Source organism: Brevibacillus sp. 1238, assembly GCF_029892995.1.
In the GTDB taxonomy this organism is placed as follows: Bacteria; Bacillota; Bacilli; order Brevibacillales; family Brevibacillaceae; genus Brevibacillus; species Brevibacillus parabrevis.
The window spans coordinates 15770-32941 of record NZ_JARXWC010000014.1; the positions used below are offsets into that span (position 1 = coordinate 15770).

Consider the following 17172-nt stretch of genomic DNA (forward strand, 5'->3'; position numbering starts at 1 on the left):
TAGAGACACGAGAGAGCCTTTGGGAAAAGGAGAGAGACACGGCGTATGACACATGTGATCGATGCTCATTTTGATCTGCTGATGGATGTGGCGATCCAGCGTGAGCTAGGCAGAAAACAAGTCATTGCAGCGGATTATTGGCCGGATTTTATCGCAGGCGGGGTACAGACGGTTGTTTCCGCGATTTATATCGACAGCAAGTTTTTGCCTGAGCTGGGCTTGCGCAAAGCGCTTCAGCAAATCAGCGCCCTGCATGCAGAAGCGGACGAGTCTGCGGACAAAGTGATGGTATGCAAAAGCGTGGCGGATATCGAGACGGCAAAAAAAGCGGGGAAAGTCGGCTTCGTCCTCTCGCTGGAAGGGGCGGAGCCGCTGTACAATGATTTGAGTATGCTGCGCGTCTTTTACGAGCTGGGGGTCCGGTTTCTGGGACTCGTCTGGAGCAGGCGCAATTTCGTGGGCGACGGCAGTCATTTTACACCTGTGCGGGAAGGGCGAAAAGGCGGGATTACCGAGTTCGGCGTGCGGCTGATTGAAGCAGCGGAAGCGATGGGGATGATTATAGATGTGAGCCATCTGAACGACGAAGGCTTTTGGGATGTCGTGGAAATCGCGAAAAAGCCGATCATCGCTTCCCATTCCAACTGTCGGGCACTCGCCAGCTCCATGCGCAATCTGACCGATGAGCAAATTAAGGCGATTGCTGCCACGAACGGAGTCATCGGGATGAATGGGGTCAACATTTTTGTCGCGGATCGGGATGAACAGTCTGATCTCGAACATTTGCTGAACCACGTGGACCACATTACCAAGCTTGTCGGGGTCGAGCACGTCGGAATCGGCCTCGATATTATCGAGCCTTTTATGAAATACGAGTCGCCGGATGCACTCACTTCGCTGACGCGCAAAGATTTTGACGTCGTGAAAGGACATATCCAGGTGCCGGAAATCTTGCGCGGTCTTGCCAGCAGAGGGTATACGGACGAGGCAATCGAGCTGATCATGGCGAAAAACTTCCTCAGAGTCTATCGGGAAGTCTGGAAATAAGACAGAAAAGGGAATGGACTTATGCTCATTAAAATAGCGGCAATCTCTTCGGAAGAATTTCTGCCAAGAATCTTGAAAAACGTCAACGCAGACGCGAATATCCAGATGAAATCGTATACGTACCAGAATCCAAAAGAGAGTGCAGCTATACTCGATCTTGTTGACGATTGCGATGTGCTGCTGTTTGCCGGGCCGCTGCCGTATTTTTTCGCCAGAGACAAGATCGAGCAAAAAAAATGGCCAGCGGTGTACATTCCTTTTGATGAATACACGATCTCACTGTCGTTGTTTCATACCATGCTCAATGTCGAGGGGGGATTGGAGCATATTTCCATCGACATGCCAAAAGCTGCGTATATCGCAAAAGTGGCAGAAGAACTGGACTTGCAGCCGACTTCCTGGCATGTGACGGATTACAGCGAGATTGTGGAAGACGGAGGCACGAGGTTCGACGTCGAGGAAGTGATCCGGTTTCATCGGGAGCATTGGGAGAAACAAGAGAGCAAGTTCGCGTTGACTGGCGTTGACTATGTGCACGTTCGGCTGCGCGAGCTGGGCATACCGTGTGCGCCGCTGATCGTTCCGGACAAGAACATCCGGGACGCGATCAATCAGGCCGTCGCATTCGGTCAGCTGAAAATCAGCAAAAACTCGCAAATTGCCGTCGGGATCGCGACTTTTCATCAGCAGGAACGGGCAAGCTACGAGACGGAAAGCCAGATGCAGGACGCAGCGATCATTTTGCTGCAAGAGCTGCTCGAACTGGTCAAGGAGACAGATGCTTCGATCCAAAAGCTGGGGATGGATCAGTTCATCATATACGGCACGCGCGGCAGCATCGAGCAAATGATCGAGTACGGCAAGATCGTGCAAGTGTTGGAAAACGTCGAACAACTGAGCAAAGTAACAGTGACGATGGGCTTCGGGTTTGGCCTGACGGCGAAGGAAGCGGAGGCGAATGCGCGAATTGCGATTTACCACGCCCGGAAGCAGAATGAGAACAGCGCCTACTTGGTCACGGATGAAAAAGAAGTGATCGGCCCGGTCAACGCCCAGGCGAAGACGTTCCAGCTCAAAAGCGAGAACAAGACCATTTTGGAAATCGCCGAGAAAACAGGGTCGAGCGTGGCGACGATCAACAAGCTCGTCCAGTATGTCAGGCTGCGCCGCGACAATCGCTTTACAGCTACCGACCTGGCGGATTATTTGCAGATCAGCCGCCGCAGCTCGGAGCGCACCTTGAAAAAGCTGATCGACCACCAGGTAGTGGAAGTCATCGGCGAAGAACAGCCGTATCAACAAGGACGTCCTCGCGCTGTCTATCGGTTGAATTACCAGTAAGCGTACACCCGACAGGCTCCGGTTTTCCTATGCGAAATGTGCGAAAGCCGGAGCGATTGTCAGGCTGCTAGTTTCCTGTCCGCCAGCTCAACAGGGAAATCTCAGCGGCAATTAGCGACTATATAGCGACAATGAAAATTTGGCCAAGGCCATAAAAGGGGGCACCCATGCTACAGAAGCTTTTGGATCGCCGCATGTCGTATTTGTTGCTTGTCTGTTTACTCGCTTTGTCGGCAGTCGGATGCAGTTCTGCCACAGCTCCAGTTGAACAAGGCAGTGCGGAACAGCCAAAACCGCCAGCCAGCCTAACTCCGAAAACGGGCGGCACCATCACGATCGGTTATCAGGTGGAGCCAGACACGCTCGACCCGCAAAAGACCGCGCTCTCCGCAGGCAATTTTGTCGGCGGTTTGCTCGGCGGAGCCTTGATGGTGCTCGATCCGTACACGTTTGAACTGAAGCCGCATTTGGCCGAGTCGTATGCGATCTCGGATGACGGGAAAACGTGGACGTTCAAGCTGCGAAAAGGCGTGAAGTTTCACGACGGGACGCCGCTGACCGCTGCCATTTTCAAAGAAAGCATGGAACGGGCCATCGACCCGAAAACAGCGTCTCCGGTAACCGGACAGGAGCTGACCACGATTCGCTCGATTTCTGCTCCCGACGAGTCAACTTTGGTTCTGCAATTGGATCAGCCGACCGCGCCACTGCTTGGTTCCTTGTCGTACGCAGGCTATCAGCAGCCGATTTTGCCTGCGGCGCTGCAAAAATTCGGCAGCGACTTCGGACGAAATCCTGTAGGGGTTGGGCCGTGGAAGTTTGAGAGCTGGAAGACAGGAGAATCGATCACGCTTGTCCGCAACGATGACTACCAATGGGCAGCCCCGTTCGTCAAAAACCAGGGGCCAGTCCGTCCTGACAAGCTCGTCATCAAATTTATCAAGGACAACCAGACGCTGATCGCTGCACTGGACAGCGGCACGATTGATATTGCCGGCGTTCCTGCCAAAGACGTGAAGAAGTACAAGGACGACAAAGACTTCACCGTGCTGGAAGGAATGCAGCCAGTGGAGAGCTTCATCGGCATGAACATGGAGAATGAGATTTTACGGGAATTGGAGGTGCGCAAAGCACTCAATCTGGCGATCAACAAGGAAGCGCTCGTCATTGCCGATTTGCAGGGAGAAGGCGTGCCTGTTTACGGACCGATCCCGCCCACGATGTTTGGCTACGATCAGGCAGTGGAGCAGTATGGCTACAAGTACAACAAGGAAGAGGCGATCCGGCTTTTGGAGGAAGCGGGCTGGAAGCCGAACGGACAAGGTATCCGCGAAAAGAACGGCAAAACACTCAGCCTCACGATGATCGTCGATGATCCCAAGCCTGGTCATCAGCTCATCCAGAGCATGTTCAAAGAGATCGGAATAGAACTGAATATTCAAAATTACGAATCCGCGACAGCGCATGCCCAAGCGGTGAAAGGCTCTTTTGACTTGATGGCAACTGATCATGGCAGCATCGATCCGAACATTTTGGACTTGTTCATGAACTCGAACCAGATCGGCGGATTGAACTTTTTCCGCATCAAAAACAAGGAGCTGGACTATTTCCTGGAAAAAGGCTCCACGGCAACGGACGCGGGTGAGCGAAAGAAAGCGTACGCCGCCATTCAAAAACTGGTCGTTGATCAGGCGTACTGGATTCCGCTGTATTCGGCAAAAACGTTCCAGGTCGTAAGCAACCGCATTCAAGGCGTGGAAGCCAATCCGCTGGGAACGTTGACGATCCAGGATATGTGGGTAAACGAATAGCCATTGTTCATGAGGGAGGGATCATTGTGGGGAAAAGAAAAGCAGTTGCCAGGTGCATCGGGTGCCTGTTCACCTTTTGCATGCTAATCAGCTTTGTCATCGGTTGCAGCCAGTCAGCGACTCCGTCGAAGCCGCCGGAAGCAACCGGGCCAAAGGCGGAAGGCGCGCCGCAGGCAGGGGGAACGATCACGCTGGGGCTTTCGGCAGAGCCGGATACGCTCGACGTGCACAAAACAAACATGGACGTGAGCGGAGTCGTGTCGAGGCTGATTGGCGGCTCCCTGCTGTCGCTCGATCCGCAAACAAATGAAATCAAGCCGTATTTGGCGGAGTCGTACAACATCTCCGCCGATCAAAAAACATGGACATTCAAAATTCGTCCGGGGGTGAAATTCCACGATGGCACGGCGCTGACGGCTGCTTCTTTCAAAGAGACGTTCGAGCGGGCGATGGCGCCAGAGACCGCATCGCCAGGAGTGGGACCACTGCTCAGTGTGATTGCCTCCATCACTACCCCGGATGAGCTGACACTCGTCATCCAGCTCAAAGAACCGTCTGCTCCGCTGCTGTCCTACTTCGTGCAAGCGAACGTGACGCAGCCGCTGTCCATGGAGGCGGTGCAAAAATACGGCAACGAATATGGACGGCACCCGGTCGGGGTAGGGCCGTGGAAATTCGAGAGCTGGAAGACCGGAGAGTCGATCACGCTCGTGCGCAATGAAGCGTACCAGTGGGCAGAGCCTTTTGTCCAAACACAAGGGCCGCCGATGCCGGACAAAATCGTGTTCAAATTCATCAAAGACGCCCAGACGACGATTGCCGCGCTGGAAAGCGGCTCGATCGACATCGCTTCCATCTCGCCGCGGGAAGCAGCCGGGTACAAGCAAAGCGACAAATTCGCAGTGCTGGAAGCGACGAAGCTGGGGGTGAATTTTATTCAAATGAACCTGGAAAACCCGATTCTCGGCGACCTGCGTGTGCGTCAGGCGCTGAACATGGCCTTGAACAAAAAAGCGATCATCCAGGCTGACCTGCAAGGCGAGGGAGAGAGTGCTTTCGGGCCATTGCCGCGGAAAATGTTCGGCTACGATCCCGCTGTGGAAACATACGGCTACCCGTTCAATATCGAGGAAGCCAAAAAGCTGCTGGAAGAGGCCGGATGGAAGGAAAGCGGACAAGGCATCCGGGAAAAGGACGGGCAGCCTTTGAGCCTGCAATTGCTCACAGCAATGAGCTCGCAAAGCATTCCGCTGATGCAAAGCATGTTCAAGGAAATCGGCGTCGAGATCAAGGTGCAAAACGCGGAGCTGGGCAGCGTACTGGATTTGTCGGCAAAAGGGCAGTTTGACTTGAATGTGCTCGGCTACACCGACTTTGATCCCGACATTTTGTATTTGTTCATGCATTCCAGCCAGATCGGCGGATTGAATCACGCCCAGATCAAAAACGAGCAACTGGATACGCTGCTCGAACAGAGCCGCACTGTCGGCGATCAGGAGAAGCGGAAGCAAATTTTTGCCGAGATCCAAAAAATCGCGGTGGAACAAGCCTACTGGATTCCTTACTCGGAAGAAAAGACATTCCTTGCCGTAAACAAGCGGGTACATGGCGTCAAGCTCGATTCGCTATACGGAATCATGCTGGGAGACAGTTGGGTGCAGCCGTAAACAGAAGGGAACGGGGTGGAGAAAATGGATTGGCAAGAGCAATTTGAACAGGCAGCGCAGCCGATTATCGACCAGTGCCAGGTACCGGGCGTATGCGTGGGCTTGAACCAGGACGGGAAGAGCATGTATCGCCGCGGATTCGGTTATCGGGACAAAGAGCGCCACTGGGAGATTACGCCTGACACGGTAATGGGTGTCGCCTCGATTACCAAGTCGTTTACATGCGTGGCGATCATGCAGTTGCAAGAGGCTGGAAAACTGGAGGTACACGATCCGGTTTTGGCCTACTTGCCGGAGTTGGTTACACCGGATCAGGCGTGCACCGAGCGGATGACGATTCATCATTTCATGACCCATACAGCCGGATTTCCGCTGCTGCCCACCGATTATTTGGCGATCAAGGGGCTGCCGGACGTCGACATTGCAGACGAGAATCATCCGATTCACAAGCAAATCAAAAAAGAACAGCAAAAATGGGTGAACACCCCCGAAGACTTCATGGAGGTCATGAGCCACATCGACTACCAGCTGTTGGGGCCGCCCGGAGCGCAATTCAGTTACTCCAACGACGCTTATACCCTTTTGGGCGCGATCATTGAGCGGGTCAGCGGGAAAACGTACGAGCAGTACATCATCGACCACATTTTGCTGCCTGCGGGCATGGCGAATAGCTCCTTTGCTTTGCAGGAGCTGTCCAAGTACAAAGAAGTGACGACGATTTACCGTTTGGCGGAAAAAGAGGGAGGGCCGGAAGTGTACCCTGATCCGCAGTGGGAGGAAGGGCCAGTCGTGCTCGCATCCGGCCATTTGAATACGACGGTCAACGACATGCTGCGCTACATGGACATATACCGGACTGGTGGATTGGTCGGCGAGGAGCGGATTCTGTCCAAAGCGAGCGTGGAGCAGATGACTTATCCGCATGTTCGCATGGGATACGGTCAGTATTACGGCTACGGCTTGTTCGTCACGCCGGACTACTACGGAACGACCAAGCTGGAGCACAGCGGCGGGTTGAAAGGAGTCGCATCGCAGATGGTCATCTTGCCAGAGCGCGGCATTACAGCGATTGCGATCGCCAATTTGGCGGAGACACCGATTGTCGAGCTGCTGAATTTTGCCATCAACACGCAGGAAGGTCGCCCTGCTGACGCACCGTCTGTTCCTTTTGGCGCGGAGCAACCAGTCGCTGCGGCTGATTTGCAGGCGTACACCGGGACGTATCGAGTCACAGTCGACCGCAAGCTGCCAGTGACGGTTGACAGCGATGTGCTGACGCTCGGCCTGGGTGGCAAGCAGCTTGCCTTGCGCCCAATCGGGGACGATTATTTCGTCATGAAACAAGATATCGAGGAGCAGGCGATCCGGTTCCACCGCGATCAGAGCGGCCAGGTAACGAGTCTGTCCGTAGGCGTCGTCCGCTTGCCGAAGGAGGTGTGAACCATGCATCAACCAGCTTGGGTAAGCGCATACGAGGCGCTCGCCGAACAGACGGTCCAAGAGAGCCAGGCTCCAGGGGTGATCATCGGCATCAATCAACATGGCGACAGTCTGTACCGAAAAGCATACGGCTATCGGGATGCGGAGCGCAAATGGGCGATAACGCCAGACACGGTCATGGGGCTGGCTTCGGTCACCAAATCGTTTACGTGCATGGCGATCATGCATCTGCAAGAAGCGGGCAAGCTGTCCGTTCACGACCCGGTTGTCGCTTATTTGCCCGAGTTTCGGACACCGGATCAGGCGTGTACCGAACGGATGACAATTCATCATTTCATGACGCATTCAGCGGGAATCCCGCCGCTGCCTGTCGATATGCTTGCCGTCAAAAACTCTTTGTTTGATACGATCCCGGAGGAAGACAACCCGATTCACCGTTTTATTAAAAAGGAGCAGCAAAAGCCGATCCGCACGCATGCCGATTTGCTGGAGGTGTTAGCCCACGTGCAATATGAGCTTTTGGGCGAGCCGGGCCAGCATTTCAGCTACTCGAACGAGTGCTATGCCCTGCTCGGGGCGATTGTCGAGCGAGTGAGCGGAAAACCGTATGACGTCTACGTCAAGGAGCACATCCTCGCACCTGCCGATATGCGAAGCAGTACCTTTTTGCTCGGCGATCTGCCGCGGTTCCCGGAGGTCACCACGATCTATCACAAAAGGGACAATCACGGGAAGCTGGAAGTGTACCCCGACTTTGATTGGGAAGAAGGGCCAGCGGTGATGGCTGCGGGACATTTGAACTCGACCGTCCGCGACATGTTGAATTACGCGGAAATTTTCCGCACGGGAGGATGCGTGGGCAAGGAACGGATTTTGTCGGCCGAAAGCGTAAGGCAAATGACGCTTCCGCATGTGGTCTGCAACTATAAAAAGCATTACGGCTACGGCTTGATGGTGGAGCCGAATTATTACGGGGGCACGCTGTTGAAGCACGGCGGGGCGATCAAAGGAGTGGCGGCGCATCTGGCGATTGTCCCGGAAAGAGGGCTGACAGCAGTCGTCTTGGCTAATCTAATCGGCACGCCTGTCGAAAAGCTGACATTGACTGCGCTGAACCTGATCGAGGGAAGAGAAGCCGCAGAGCCTTTGACCAAGTACGAGGATTATTGTGTATCCCCGGACCGTTTCCAGGCGTATGTCGGCGACTATGCTTCCGGCGAAGGGATGAACGTGAGCGTGACCGTCGAGGAAGGCGCGCTTGTGCTGACGAATCATACCGCTCTTTTCCCGAATGAAAAAGGCTTAAAGTACCCGCTGCTGCCGATTGCCGAGAATTATTTCCTGGCACAGATGGATGGCAGCGAGCTGACCGTTGGATTTGCGAACCAGGCAGATGGACAGGCAAAAGCCGTCTCCGTCGGTTACCGGCAAATCCCGAGAGTTTCCTTAACCAAGCCGGAGGTGTAAGAAGAACATGAAAATTACGTCTGTCCATATACATGCCATTACGTTGCCGCTGGTGCGCCCGTTTATTGTGGCGTACGCTTCTTACAACGAGATGCCTTCCATTATTGTAAAAGTAGAGACTGATCAAGGCTTGGTCGGCTATGGCGAATCGGTGCCGGATCAGCACGTGACGGGGGAGACATGGGAAAGCACGTACGCCATGCTCGTTCACAGCCTGGCTCCGGCGATCATCGGAGAAAATCCGTTTGCTCTGGAACGCATTCACCATTTGCTCGATCAATGCGTGTACAAAGCGCCAGCAGCGAAAGCAGCGATTGACCTGGCGTGCTATGACTTGATGGGAAAAGCGACAGGTCAGCCTGTTTATCAGTTGCTCGGGGGCAAGTACCACAGCGTGCTCACTCTTCCGTACGTGCTCAGCATTTTGCAGCCTGAAACGATGGCGGCAGAAGCGAAGCAGGCTGTGGCGGATGGCTTTGACTCGATCAAAATAAAAGTAGGCTCCGACTTGGCGACGGACATCGAGCGCATTCGTGCCGTTCGTGAAGCCGTCGGTCCTGATATAAGACTGCGGGTAGACGCCAATCAGGGATGGGAAAATCGGACGAATACATTGACGGCTCTCAAGCAAGTAGAAGATTGCCGGATTGACTGGATGGAGCAGCCTGTCGTCGCCCACGATCTGGACGCATTGGCCGACATTCGCAGACAGACATCCATCCCGATCATGGTCGACGAAGGATTACTGGGAGCGAGCGAAATGCGCGAGGTGATCGCGAAAAAAGCAGCCGATAAAGTGAACATCAAGCTGATGAAGTGCGGCGGGATTTACCCAGCGGCCAAGCTGGTTCATCAGGCGGAGATGGCCGGGATGGAGTGCCAGATCGGGTCGATGCCGGAATCGTCTATCGGGAGCGCGGCGGGGGCGCACCTGTCGATCGCGAAGAAAAATATTGTTTCCAACGAGCTGGCCGGACCGTTCATTTTTGCCAAAGACGTCGCTAACTTGACGTGCCAGGGAAATCAAATTTTGCTGTCCGACAAGCCAGGATTCGGGGTGGAGCTTGACGAAGCCGTATTGACACAATTGACAGTCCGCCAAGAAACGGTTTCATAAAATCGCCCCTCATGTCCAGGGAAAAGGAGAGATCGGCGCTATGCATACAACAAGAGCGACAACGCTTGCGATTGTAGAGACATTGACAGAGCAGCAGCTGACCATGCTGAAGGAGCTGGAGCAGGAAGCGTTTGGCGTGCACGGAGCGATCGACGAATGGGTGCTGGTCCCACTGGCGAGACACGGCTGCCTCGTCCTGTTTCAGGAAGAAGGAGATGCGAAGCCTGTCGGTGTCTGCGAGCTGATGCGTGATTTTCGCAACCCGGATCATGCCTACATGTACGGATATTTGATTCGCTCGGATAAAAAAGGCTTGGGGTACGGCTTTGCTTTCTTGGAGCAAATACTGGATCGGCTGCGCAAGGATGGATTTGCCAAAGTGTGCCTGACGGTCAGCCCGGACAACAAAGGCGCGGTTGCGCTGTATCAAAAGGCGGGTTTTCAAATTGTGGAGACACGCATTGCCGAATATGGCAGCGGAAACGATCGCTACTATATGGAAAAGAGCTTGTAAAAGGGGGAGCACTGTCCATGAACAGATTTCCTGTCTTTCGGATCAGCGGTACGCCGCGCGAGCGCGGGCGGCAATTCGGCCAACTGGCGAGTGAGCAAATCAGGAGCAACGTTCGGGCGTACGAGCGTGCTTTTCGCGAGGGAGCCGCGATCCAATGGAAAGACGCCACAGCGTATGCGGCGCAGTTCATCCCCTGGATCGAGCAGTACGATCAGGAAATTATGGAGGAAATCAGGGGCATCAGCGAAGGGGCCGAGCTTGATTTGCTCGACGTGCTGGCGTTGAACGTGCGCAGCGAGATTATAACGAATCTGGGAGACACCTCAACCTCACACAAGGCGGACGGTTGTACGTGCATCGCGGCTGTTGCGCCAGCTACGCAGAACCGGGAGACGCTGCTCGGACAAAACTGGGATTGGATCAATCTCGTGGGCGCCGGGCTTGTCGTGGTAGAGATCGAGCAGCCGCCGCGCCCAACCATTTTGATGATCACCGAAGCGGGAATAGTCGGGAAAATCGGCATGAACGCAGACGGGATCGGCGTGTGCCTGAATTTTTTGCGAACGAATGAAAAAGCGCTCGGAGTGCCGATCCACATCGTTTTGCGGGGCATTTTAAACAGCCGCACGCTGCCGCAGGCCATTCGCCAAGTGACAAGGCTGCCGCGAGGGACAGCAGCCAACTATTTGATCGCCCATCGGGAGGGCGAGACGGTCGGAGTCGAGACTGCCCCGGTTCGTTACGAGGTGTTTTATCCGCCAGACGGCCATATCGTCCACACCAATCATTTTGTCGCAGCGCGCATGCAAGCAGAGGATTGCGTCCGCATGGGGGCGGCTGACACGTATTTGCGGTTGGGCCGCGCCTCCAAGCTGCTGGCAGCCAGACAAGGAAGCATAGATGCCGCCTGCTTCAAACATATTTTTCAAGATCACGCCGGAACCCCCGAAGGAATATGCCGTCACGGGGAAGCAACAACAAGCGAGTCAGACGAGATGGTAGATTGCACGCTATTTTCGATTGTGATGAATTTGACGGCGGGCACGATGGAATTGACGCCGGGCAAGCCCTGTGAAAACGTGTACGAAACATATGGATTTAGCCAAAACGAATAGGATGAAGCCAGCTCCACAGTCGTCGCACAGAGCGTTTGTTGCGGCGGCTGTTTTTTTCTCAAAAAGGAGTGAAGAAAACGGGGATGGCAACGTCAAACCGAGATTGATCTGCAAGGATTTCAAGCTCTCGATCTGGAGCCGCTTGCCAAATTGCCGAAGCTGAAAAAGGCATCATTCAGTGTTGTGGCGATTGCCGATGTCAGTCCACTCCAGCGTATTGAGGATTTGAGCATGCACTACGCGGAGGTAAAAAATATCGATTCACTCAAACAATTGAAGCAACTGCAAAAGCTGTTCATATACAGATATAGCGGAGCGACCGATGTCAGCCAACTGCTGGAACGCCTGCAAAACAGCACACGAATGAAGGAAATCCACGTAATTGACAACGAAGTGACGAACCTGCAGCCGCTTGGTCAGATGAAAAATCTGGAGGTGCTGCAACTCGTCATAGACAATCCGATACATGATCAAACAGTAAAGCCGCTGGCAGGGCTGCGCAATTTGAAGGCGCTCATGCTATCCGCTCGTGAAAAGTCGCTCACCAGTCTGGAATTTTTGCGGCAGCAGAAAAACTGGAGTACCTCATCGTCCGTCAGCAAAACATCAGCGACCTGGAGCCATTAAAAGAATTAACCCAATTGCGCTATCTCGACGTGGGCGAGAATAACATTGCGGAGACGGCACCGCTGCAATCCATAAGCTGATCTGGCTGAATCTGAAACAGAACCGGGTCCAAAACCTGGATGGACTGCTGCTCAATGTACAGAAAGGCGGCTTTGCCCCCAAAGGTTATATATGCTTGTCGATGAATCCACTGCTGGAAAAAGCCAGTGCCAAAACGAAGCAGGAGCTGGCCACTTTGGCCAAAAAAGGCATCCAGGTGGAGATAGACGAGAGCGATAGTCCACAATTCGACGAAGTTTTGCCAGAGGAATTGTATTTTTGGTAGTCAGCCGTAAAAAGAAACGAGCCGGAAACCGCCTCAAGTGGGGGTCCGGCTTTTTGCGTTCCATTGTCTGCTATGCTTTTTCTTCTACCGTTCCCAGCTTCAGCTCCCGGATTTTTTGCACCCGCCCGATCACGATAGCGAGTACAAAAACCATCACACCGGAAAGCATGAACAAAAAGCCGATCCCTCTGCCTGCTCCTGTTCCGATGAGCTGTCCAATCGTGTCAGCAAGTGCGCCATTTTGCGCGAGAAGGGGAGAGAAAAAATGGTCGGCGAGAAAGCCTGCCGAACCGAAAGCGAGCAGCAAGCCTACTTGGGAAATGGCTGACACCATCGACCAGACGCGCCCTTGCTTCTCATTGTCGATATTCGTTCGGATCAACACTTCCAGACTGGTGTTGACGAAAGGCAGCGTGGCGAAAAAGAGGAAGCCGAACACGACGATCGGAACGACTGCCGGAAACGTACCCATCAGTGCATAAAACAGCCCGGCAAGCGCCAGTGAAAAGGAAAGAATCTTCGGCTTGTTGTTGCCAAGTCCTTTCACCCCGATGAACAGACTGCTGGCGAGCATCCCGGACGCCGCCAGGGAAAGCGAGATTCCCAGCACTTTGGAGTCGGTCAGCGTCAGCATCATCGGACTGAACAGCGATTGCAGAAGCCCGATGTAAAAGCAAACGACAGACATGAGCAGGACGAGCAAAAACACGCCTTTTTGCGAGAGCAGATATCGGAACGACTCGGACAGCTCGCCGAAAAAATCGCGGCTTTCATCCGCGGGCTGTGGTTTGCTGCCCTTGTTCATGACCAGCAGCACCGCCACAACCGCCAGCAAAAACGTAAGCATATCGATCAGCAGCACCATCTGGATGTCAAAGAAGCCAAGCAAAAAGCCTGCGAGGATCGGCGACAGGAGATATTGGGCAGAACCTGCCAGTTGAATCAGGCCGCTCGCCTGCGAGTATTGCTCTTCCGAAACCATGTCCGTCACCGCCGCTTTATAGGCGGGCGTCTGGAGCGCAGTCGAGATTGAGCTGATGCCGACGCCTGTGTATATATGCCACAGCTCCATTTGTCCGGTCCAGATGACAAACCAGATGAACATAATGCCGATAATCGAGCCGATGTCACCGATGATCATCATCCGGGTGCGATCGAATCGGTCTGCCAGCACCCCGCCAAAGGGCAGGAGCAGAAAGCTCGGCAAAAAGGAAAAGAGGATGACCAGCGAGAAGCTCGTGCTGGAATGGGTCGTCTGAAAGACGTAGACACCCAGGGCAAAAGCGGTCAGCCCGCTTCCGACCGCCGACAAAAACTGCCCGGACCAGACGACGAGAAATTGCCGAAATGCTTTGGTTTGGGCGCTCAAATGGCACCTCCCAAAAAAGCAAACGCGCCCGGCTCGGCACCCAATGCTCGCTCAATGATCGTCTGCATGGCCCGGCTGCGCGCGAGCTGTTCTTCCCGATCCCAGCCGAAAATATTCGATTCCAGGAGAAACTGCGAGCCTGCGAGCAAAAACTGGATCGTTTCCAGAGGGGCTGCTACATCAAACACGGACTCCTTGTTGCCCTGTTCAATGACCTGCGCGAAGACAGGGGCGATCTTTTGCACGATCGCCACATTCAGCCGCTCGTGCAGTTCTCTGTTTTCCGGACGATGCAAGCTGTCCATCCATTCCTGTTCGTGCTGCGCGATCCGGCTGTGCCCCCGCAGCATCTGCCGCAGCTTTTCCAGGGCAGTCTGCTTTGGATCGTCTGCCAGTGTCTGATATGCGGCAGCGAGCCGATCGACCATTCCTTGGACGAAAGCTTCCAAAATCTCTTCTTTCGACTTGAAGTAGTAGTAGAACGTTCCTTTCGCTACGCCAGCTTTCAGGATGATGGCGTTCACGGTTGTATGGACATAGCCTTGCTGCCGAAAAAGCTCTCCGGCTGCTTCGAGTATCTCGGTGCGACGAGTAACGGGGTCTTTGACGATGCGTCTCATGAGTGCCTCCTTTTGGAAAACGGACGGTAGTTGGTTGTAAATTACCATATGACTGACCGTCAGTCTATAAGCAATTGTTTTTTTCGTTCGAACCGTCATACATTTCCAATGCATGGCATCTGCATTTACTTTTTTTGTTATAATAGTTTTGCTAAAAATGCGGCTTCATCCAATCATACAGACGCCGGAATCGGCAGCCAGTGCGGTGAGGGGCTTGAAGGACAGGGGGCAGCCCACGATGAAGATCAAGGTGTTGATCGCGGACGACAACTCTTTTATACGAGAAGGCATGAAAATCATTTTGACGAGCTTTTCCGATTTTGAAGTGGTGGGAACGGGAGCTGGGAGTCATCGAGCAGATTGCCAAGGGACTGTCGAACAAGGCAATCGCCAAAAAGCTGTTCATTTCGGAAGGAACAGTCGCGAATTACATTACTTCCATCCTGAATAAAACAGGCCTGGAGCACAGGACACAGATCGCCATTTACTATCTGACAGGCGAGACGAGAATGTCTGGAGAATAGGAGAAGATTCATCGATGGATCGTTGGACGATTGGAAATAAGGCAACGGTGCTTGGCTATATCATGATCGCTTCGTTTCTCGCCCATCTTGCTTCCGAAGTGAACCCGTGGCTCATCCTGATCTATTTGCTGTACGTTGCGCTCAACATTTCCTTGCTGATTTTCAAAAAGCCGCAGTTCAAGCGCTTGCTGTCCGCTTTGTCCCTGGTTCTCGTGGCGGCAGGTGCGGTTTTTTGGGAGCCTTTACTCTGGCTGCTTTTGCCGATGAACATATGTGAACTGCTTCCTTCGTCAACCGTTGGCAAGGGATTAGGCATTGTCCTGATCGGAGCAGGCGGATTTTTGCTCCCGCTGGAACTGGTTCCTGTATACCTTTTAAGCGGCTTGCTCAGCTATTTGTTGTTCACATGCAGCAGCATGCTGTCGGAAAAAATTCGTTCCCTGGAGGGCGAGCGGGAGCGGCTGCGGGCGGATTTGCAGCGGCTGTCGCGTTCATTGAGCGAAAACAACGAATACATCAGGCAATCCGAATATACGATCAAGCTGGAGGAGCGCAATCGTCTTTCCCAGCAAATTCACGACGATGTCGGACATGCGGTGGCTGGCGCTTTGATCCAGATGGGGGCGGCGCGCATGATGCTTGCTACCGACCAGGAAAAGGCCAATGAGCTGTTGGGCAATGCGATTGCGATTTCCAAAGAAGGGCTGGAGCGCATCAGGCTGACGCTCAAGGAAGTGAAGCCGAGGCCGGAGGAGCTTGGGATCAATCGGCTCAGACTGTTCGTGGACGAACTGTCGGCAAAAGGAACGGTGGCAGCTACGCTCACGTTTGAAGGAGATATTGACGCTGTCACTCCGATTCAGTGGAAAATCATCCAGCAAAACGCGACCGAGGCTGTAACCAACTCGCTCAAATACGCCAAGGCGACAGCCATCTCCATCGAGGTGCGGGTGCTGAACAAGTTCATCAAGGCTGTTGTCGAGGACAACGGAGTCGGCACGGCAAAGGTCGTCAAGGGACTGGGCATCTTGGGGATGGAGGAGCGGGCCGCTTCTGCGGGAGGCACGGTCATCGTTGACGGGACGAAAGGCTTTCGCGTCACGACCCTTTTGCCGCACAGAAACGAATGATGTTTCTCATGAAAACAAGTGAAAAATCTCACGGCGAGGGGATGAACTTATGCACTGACATAGGGGCATCCTCTTTGATTACAATACTGGCATAACCACGAAGGGACTGAGTCGGATGAGCCATGTACTCGAAATCCGCAACTTGACCAAAAAATTCGGCGATTTTATCGCTGTGGACAATATGACGTTGAACATCGGCGAAGGAGAGATTTTTGGCTTTTTGGGGGCGAATGGAGCGGGCAAAAGCACGACGATTAACATGATTGCGTCCTTGTTGCGGCCGACAAAAGGAGAAATCGTTCTGCTCGGCAAAAACATCGTGAAGGACAGCAAGTTCGCCAAAATGAATACGGGCATCGTCCCCCAGGAGTTGGCGATTTACGAAGACATGACCGCGTATGAAAACGTCAGCTTTTTTGCCGGCTTGTACGGTCTGCGGGGAGCGATGCTGCGGGAGCGGACGGAAGAAGCGCTCGCGTTCGTCGGATTGGGCGACAAGCACCAGAGCTTCCCGAAAAATTTTTCCGGCGGGATGAAGCGGCGGCTCAACATCGCTTGTGCCATCGCTCACCTTCCCAAGCTGATCATTATGGATGAGCCGACAGTCGGGATCGATCCGCAGTCGCGCAACTACATTTTACAGTCGGTTCGCAAGCTCAACGAGATGGGCTGCACGATCATTTACACGAGTCACTACATGGAAGAAGTCGAAGAGATTTGTACCCGCATTGCCATCGTGGATCACGGCAAAATCATTGCGGAAGGCACAAAAGAGCAACTGACATCGATCATTACAGACACGAAAGAAATCTGGATTGGCTTTCGCGCGGATGGAGCGATCTCCATCGAATCGCTGCAAGGAATCGCTGGGGTCACTGCCGTGCGCCAGGAAGAAAACACGCTCAAGATCGTGTCGAAGTCGGAAGTCAACAATTTGAACCGGATTATCCAGCAGTTGATTAAAGACCAGGTAGAGATTCGCTCTGTCGAAGAGCAAGCCCCTAATCTGGAATCGGTGTTTCTGACATTGACAGGCAGAAACTTGCGGGACTAGAGAA

16 protein-coding genes and 1 pseudogene are annotated in these 17172 nt (G+C 53.6%); 15 read left to right on the forward strand and 2 right to left on the reverse strand.

Annotated features, from left to right (window positions below; translation table 11 throughout):
* The first annotated feature begins 45 nt into the window (after window positions 1-45).
* The 12 genes from M2298_RS23470 (at window position 46) to M2298_RS23520 (ending at window position 12471) form a co-directional block, all read left to right on the forward strand.
* A complete protein-coding gene (locus M2298_RS23470) occupies window positions 46-1047 on the forward strand; it encodes a dipeptidase (RefSeq protein WP_173598714.1) in 1002 nt (333 codons plus the stop codon).
* Between the two features lie 21 nt (window positions 1048-1068).
* Window positions 1069-2388 carry a helix-turn-helix domain-containing protein gene (locus M2298_RS23475; protein ID WP_173598713.1) on the forward strand — a complete coding sequence of 440 codons (1320 nt, stop codon included), beginning with the start codon at window positions 1069-1071 and terminating at the stop codon, window positions 2386-2388.
* 167 nt (window positions 2389-2555) lie between these two features.
* Window positions 2556-4199, forward strand: a complete 1644-nt coding sequence (locus M2298_RS23480) for an ABC transporter substrate-binding protein (RefSeq protein ID WP_280649156.1) — start codon at window positions 2556-2558, stop codon at window positions 4197-4199.
* Window positions 4200-4225: 26 nt separating this feature from the next.
* Window positions 4226-5866, forward strand: a complete 1641-nt coding sequence (locus M2298_RS23485) for an ABC transporter substrate-binding protein (RefSeq protein ID WP_229049819.1) — start codon at window positions 4226-4228, stop codon at window positions 5864-5866.
* Window positions 5867-5890: 24 nt separating this feature from the next.
* Window positions 5891-7306: a serine hydrolase gene (locus M2298_RS23490; RefSeq protein ID WP_280649187.1), complete on the forward strand. Its 1416-nt coding sequence runs from the start codon at window positions 5891-5893 to the stop codon at window positions 7304-7306.
* A 3-nt stretch (window positions 7307-7309) separates the two neighbouring features.
* Entirely contained in the window at window positions 7310-8773 is a 1464-nt protein-coding gene (locus M2298_RS23495) for a serine hydrolase domain-containing protein (protein ID WP_280649157.1), read from the forward strand.
* 7 nt (window positions 8774-8780) lie between these two features.
* A complete protein-coding gene (locus tag M2298_RS23500) occupies window positions 8781-9890 on the forward strand; it encodes a mandelate racemase/muconate lactonizing enzyme family protein (protein ID WP_173598710.1) in 1110 nt (369 codons plus the stop codon).
* Between the two features lie 40 nt (window positions 9891-9930).
* A complete protein-coding gene (locus M2298_RS23505) occupies window positions 9931-10404 on the forward strand; it encodes a GNAT family N-acetyltransferase (protein WP_173598709.1) in 474 nt (157 codons plus the stop codon).
* Between the two features lie 17 nt (window positions 10405-10421).
* Window positions 10422-11519: a C45 family autoproteolytic acyltransferase/hydrolase gene (locus M2298_RS23510; RefSeq protein WP_173598708.1), complete on the forward strand. Its 1098-nt coding sequence runs from the start codon at window positions 10422-10424 to the stop codon at window positions 11517-11519.
* A gap of 150 nt (window positions 11520-11669) precedes the next feature.
* Window positions 11670-12146, forward strand: a complete 477-nt coding sequence (locus M2298_RS23515) for a hypothetical protein (RefSeq protein ID WP_217022505.1) — start codon at window positions 11670-11672, stop codon at window positions 12144-12146.
* Window positions 12134-12226, forward strand: coding sequence for a hypothetical protein (locus M2298_RS28310; RefSeq protein WP_481752861.1), 93 nt, complete (start codon window positions 12134-12136; stop codon window positions 12224-12226). The genes M2298_RS23515 and M2298_RS28310 overlap by 13 nt, the downstream gene beginning before the upstream one ends.
* Window positions 12227-12321: 95 nt before the next feature.
* Complete coding sequence (locus M2298_RS23520) at window positions 12322-12471, forward strand: hypothetical protein (RefSeq protein WP_280649158.1); 150 nt, start codon at window positions 12322-12324, stop codon at window positions 12469-12471.
* A gap of 70 nt (window positions 12472-12541) precedes the next feature.
* On the opposite strand, the gene M2298_RS23525 is transcribed toward M2298_RS23520, so the two are convergent.
* Window positions 12542-13840, reverse strand: a complete 1299-nt coding sequence (locus M2298_RS23525) for an MFS transporter (RefSeq protein WP_173598706.1) — start codon at window positions 13838-13840, stop codon at window positions 12542-12544.
* Complete coding sequence (locus M2298_RS23530) at window positions 13837-14460, reverse strand: TetR/AcrR family transcriptional regulator (protein WP_173598705.1); 624 nt, start codon at window positions 14458-14460, stop codon at window positions 13837-13839. The genes M2298_RS23525 and M2298_RS23530 overlap by 4 nt, the downstream gene beginning before the upstream one ends.
* Window positions 14461-14792: 332 nt before the next feature.
* Here M2298_RS23530 and M2298_RS23535 point away from each other — a divergent pair.
* The 3 genes and pseudogenes from M2298_RS23535 to M2298_RS23545 form a co-directional block, all read left to right on the forward strand.
* Window positions 14793-14984 (forward strand): annotated as a pseudogene (locus tag M2298_RS23535) (response regulator transcription factor); the annotation flags it as partial.
* A gap of 14 nt (window positions 14985-14998) precedes the next feature.
* Complete coding sequence (locus M2298_RS23540; protein WP_173598704.1) at window positions 14999-16114, forward strand: sensor histidine kinase; 1116 nt, start codon at window positions 14999-15001, stop codon at window positions 16112-16114.
* A gap of 115 nt (window positions 16115-16229) precedes the next feature.
* Entirely contained in the window at window positions 16230-17168 is a 939-nt protein-coding gene (locus M2298_RS23545) for an ABC transporter ATP-binding protein (RefSeq protein ID WP_122966340.1), read from the forward strand.
* Window positions 17169-17172 lie beyond the last annotated feature (4 nt).

Bases quoted from the DNA above. Each gene is read 5' to 3' on its own strand.
- M2298_RS23540 (WP_173598704.1), top strand. From the start codon at position 14,999: ATGGATCGTTGGACGATTGGAAATAAGGCAACGGTGCTTGGCTATATC.
- M2298_RS23480 (WP_280649156.1), top strand. From the start codon at position 2,556: ATGCTACAGAAGCTTTTGGATCGCCGCATGTCGTATTTGTTGCTTGTC.
- M2298_RS23545 (WP_122966340.1), top strand. From the start codon at position 16,230: ATGAGCCATGTACTCGAAATCCGCAACTTGACCAAAAAATTCGGCGAT.
- M2298_RS23505 (WP_173598709.1), top strand. From the start codon at position 9,931: ATGCATACAACAAGAGCGACAACGCTTGCGATTGTAGAGACATTGACA.
- M2298_RS23510 (WP_173598708.1), top strand. From the start codon at position 10,422: ATGAACAGATTTCCTGTCTTTCGGATCAGCGGTACGCCGCGCGAGCGC.
- M2298_RS23470 (WP_173598714.1), top strand. From the start codon at position 46: ATGACACATGTGATCGATGCTCATTTTGATCTGCTGATGGATGTGGCG.
- M2298_RS23475 (WP_173598713.1), top strand. From the start codon at position 1,069: ATGCTCATTAAAATAGCGGCAATCTCTTCGGAAGAATTTCTGCCAAGA.
- M2298_RS23500 (WP_173598710.1), top strand. From the start codon at position 8,781: ATGAAAATTACGTCTGTCCATATACATGCCATTACGTTGCCGCTGGTG.
- M2298_RS23495 (WP_280649157.1), top strand. From the start codon at position 7,310: ATGCATCAACCAGCTTGGGTAAGCGCATACGAGGCGCTCGCCGAACAG.
- M2298_RS23490 (WP_280649187.1), top strand. From the start codon at position 5,891: ATGGATTGGCAAGAGCAATTTGAACAGGCAGCGCAGCCGATTATCGAC.
- M2298_RS23530 (WP_173598705.1), bottom strand. From the start codon at position 14,460: ATGAGACGCATCGTCAAAGACCCCGTTACTCGTCGCACCGAGATACTC.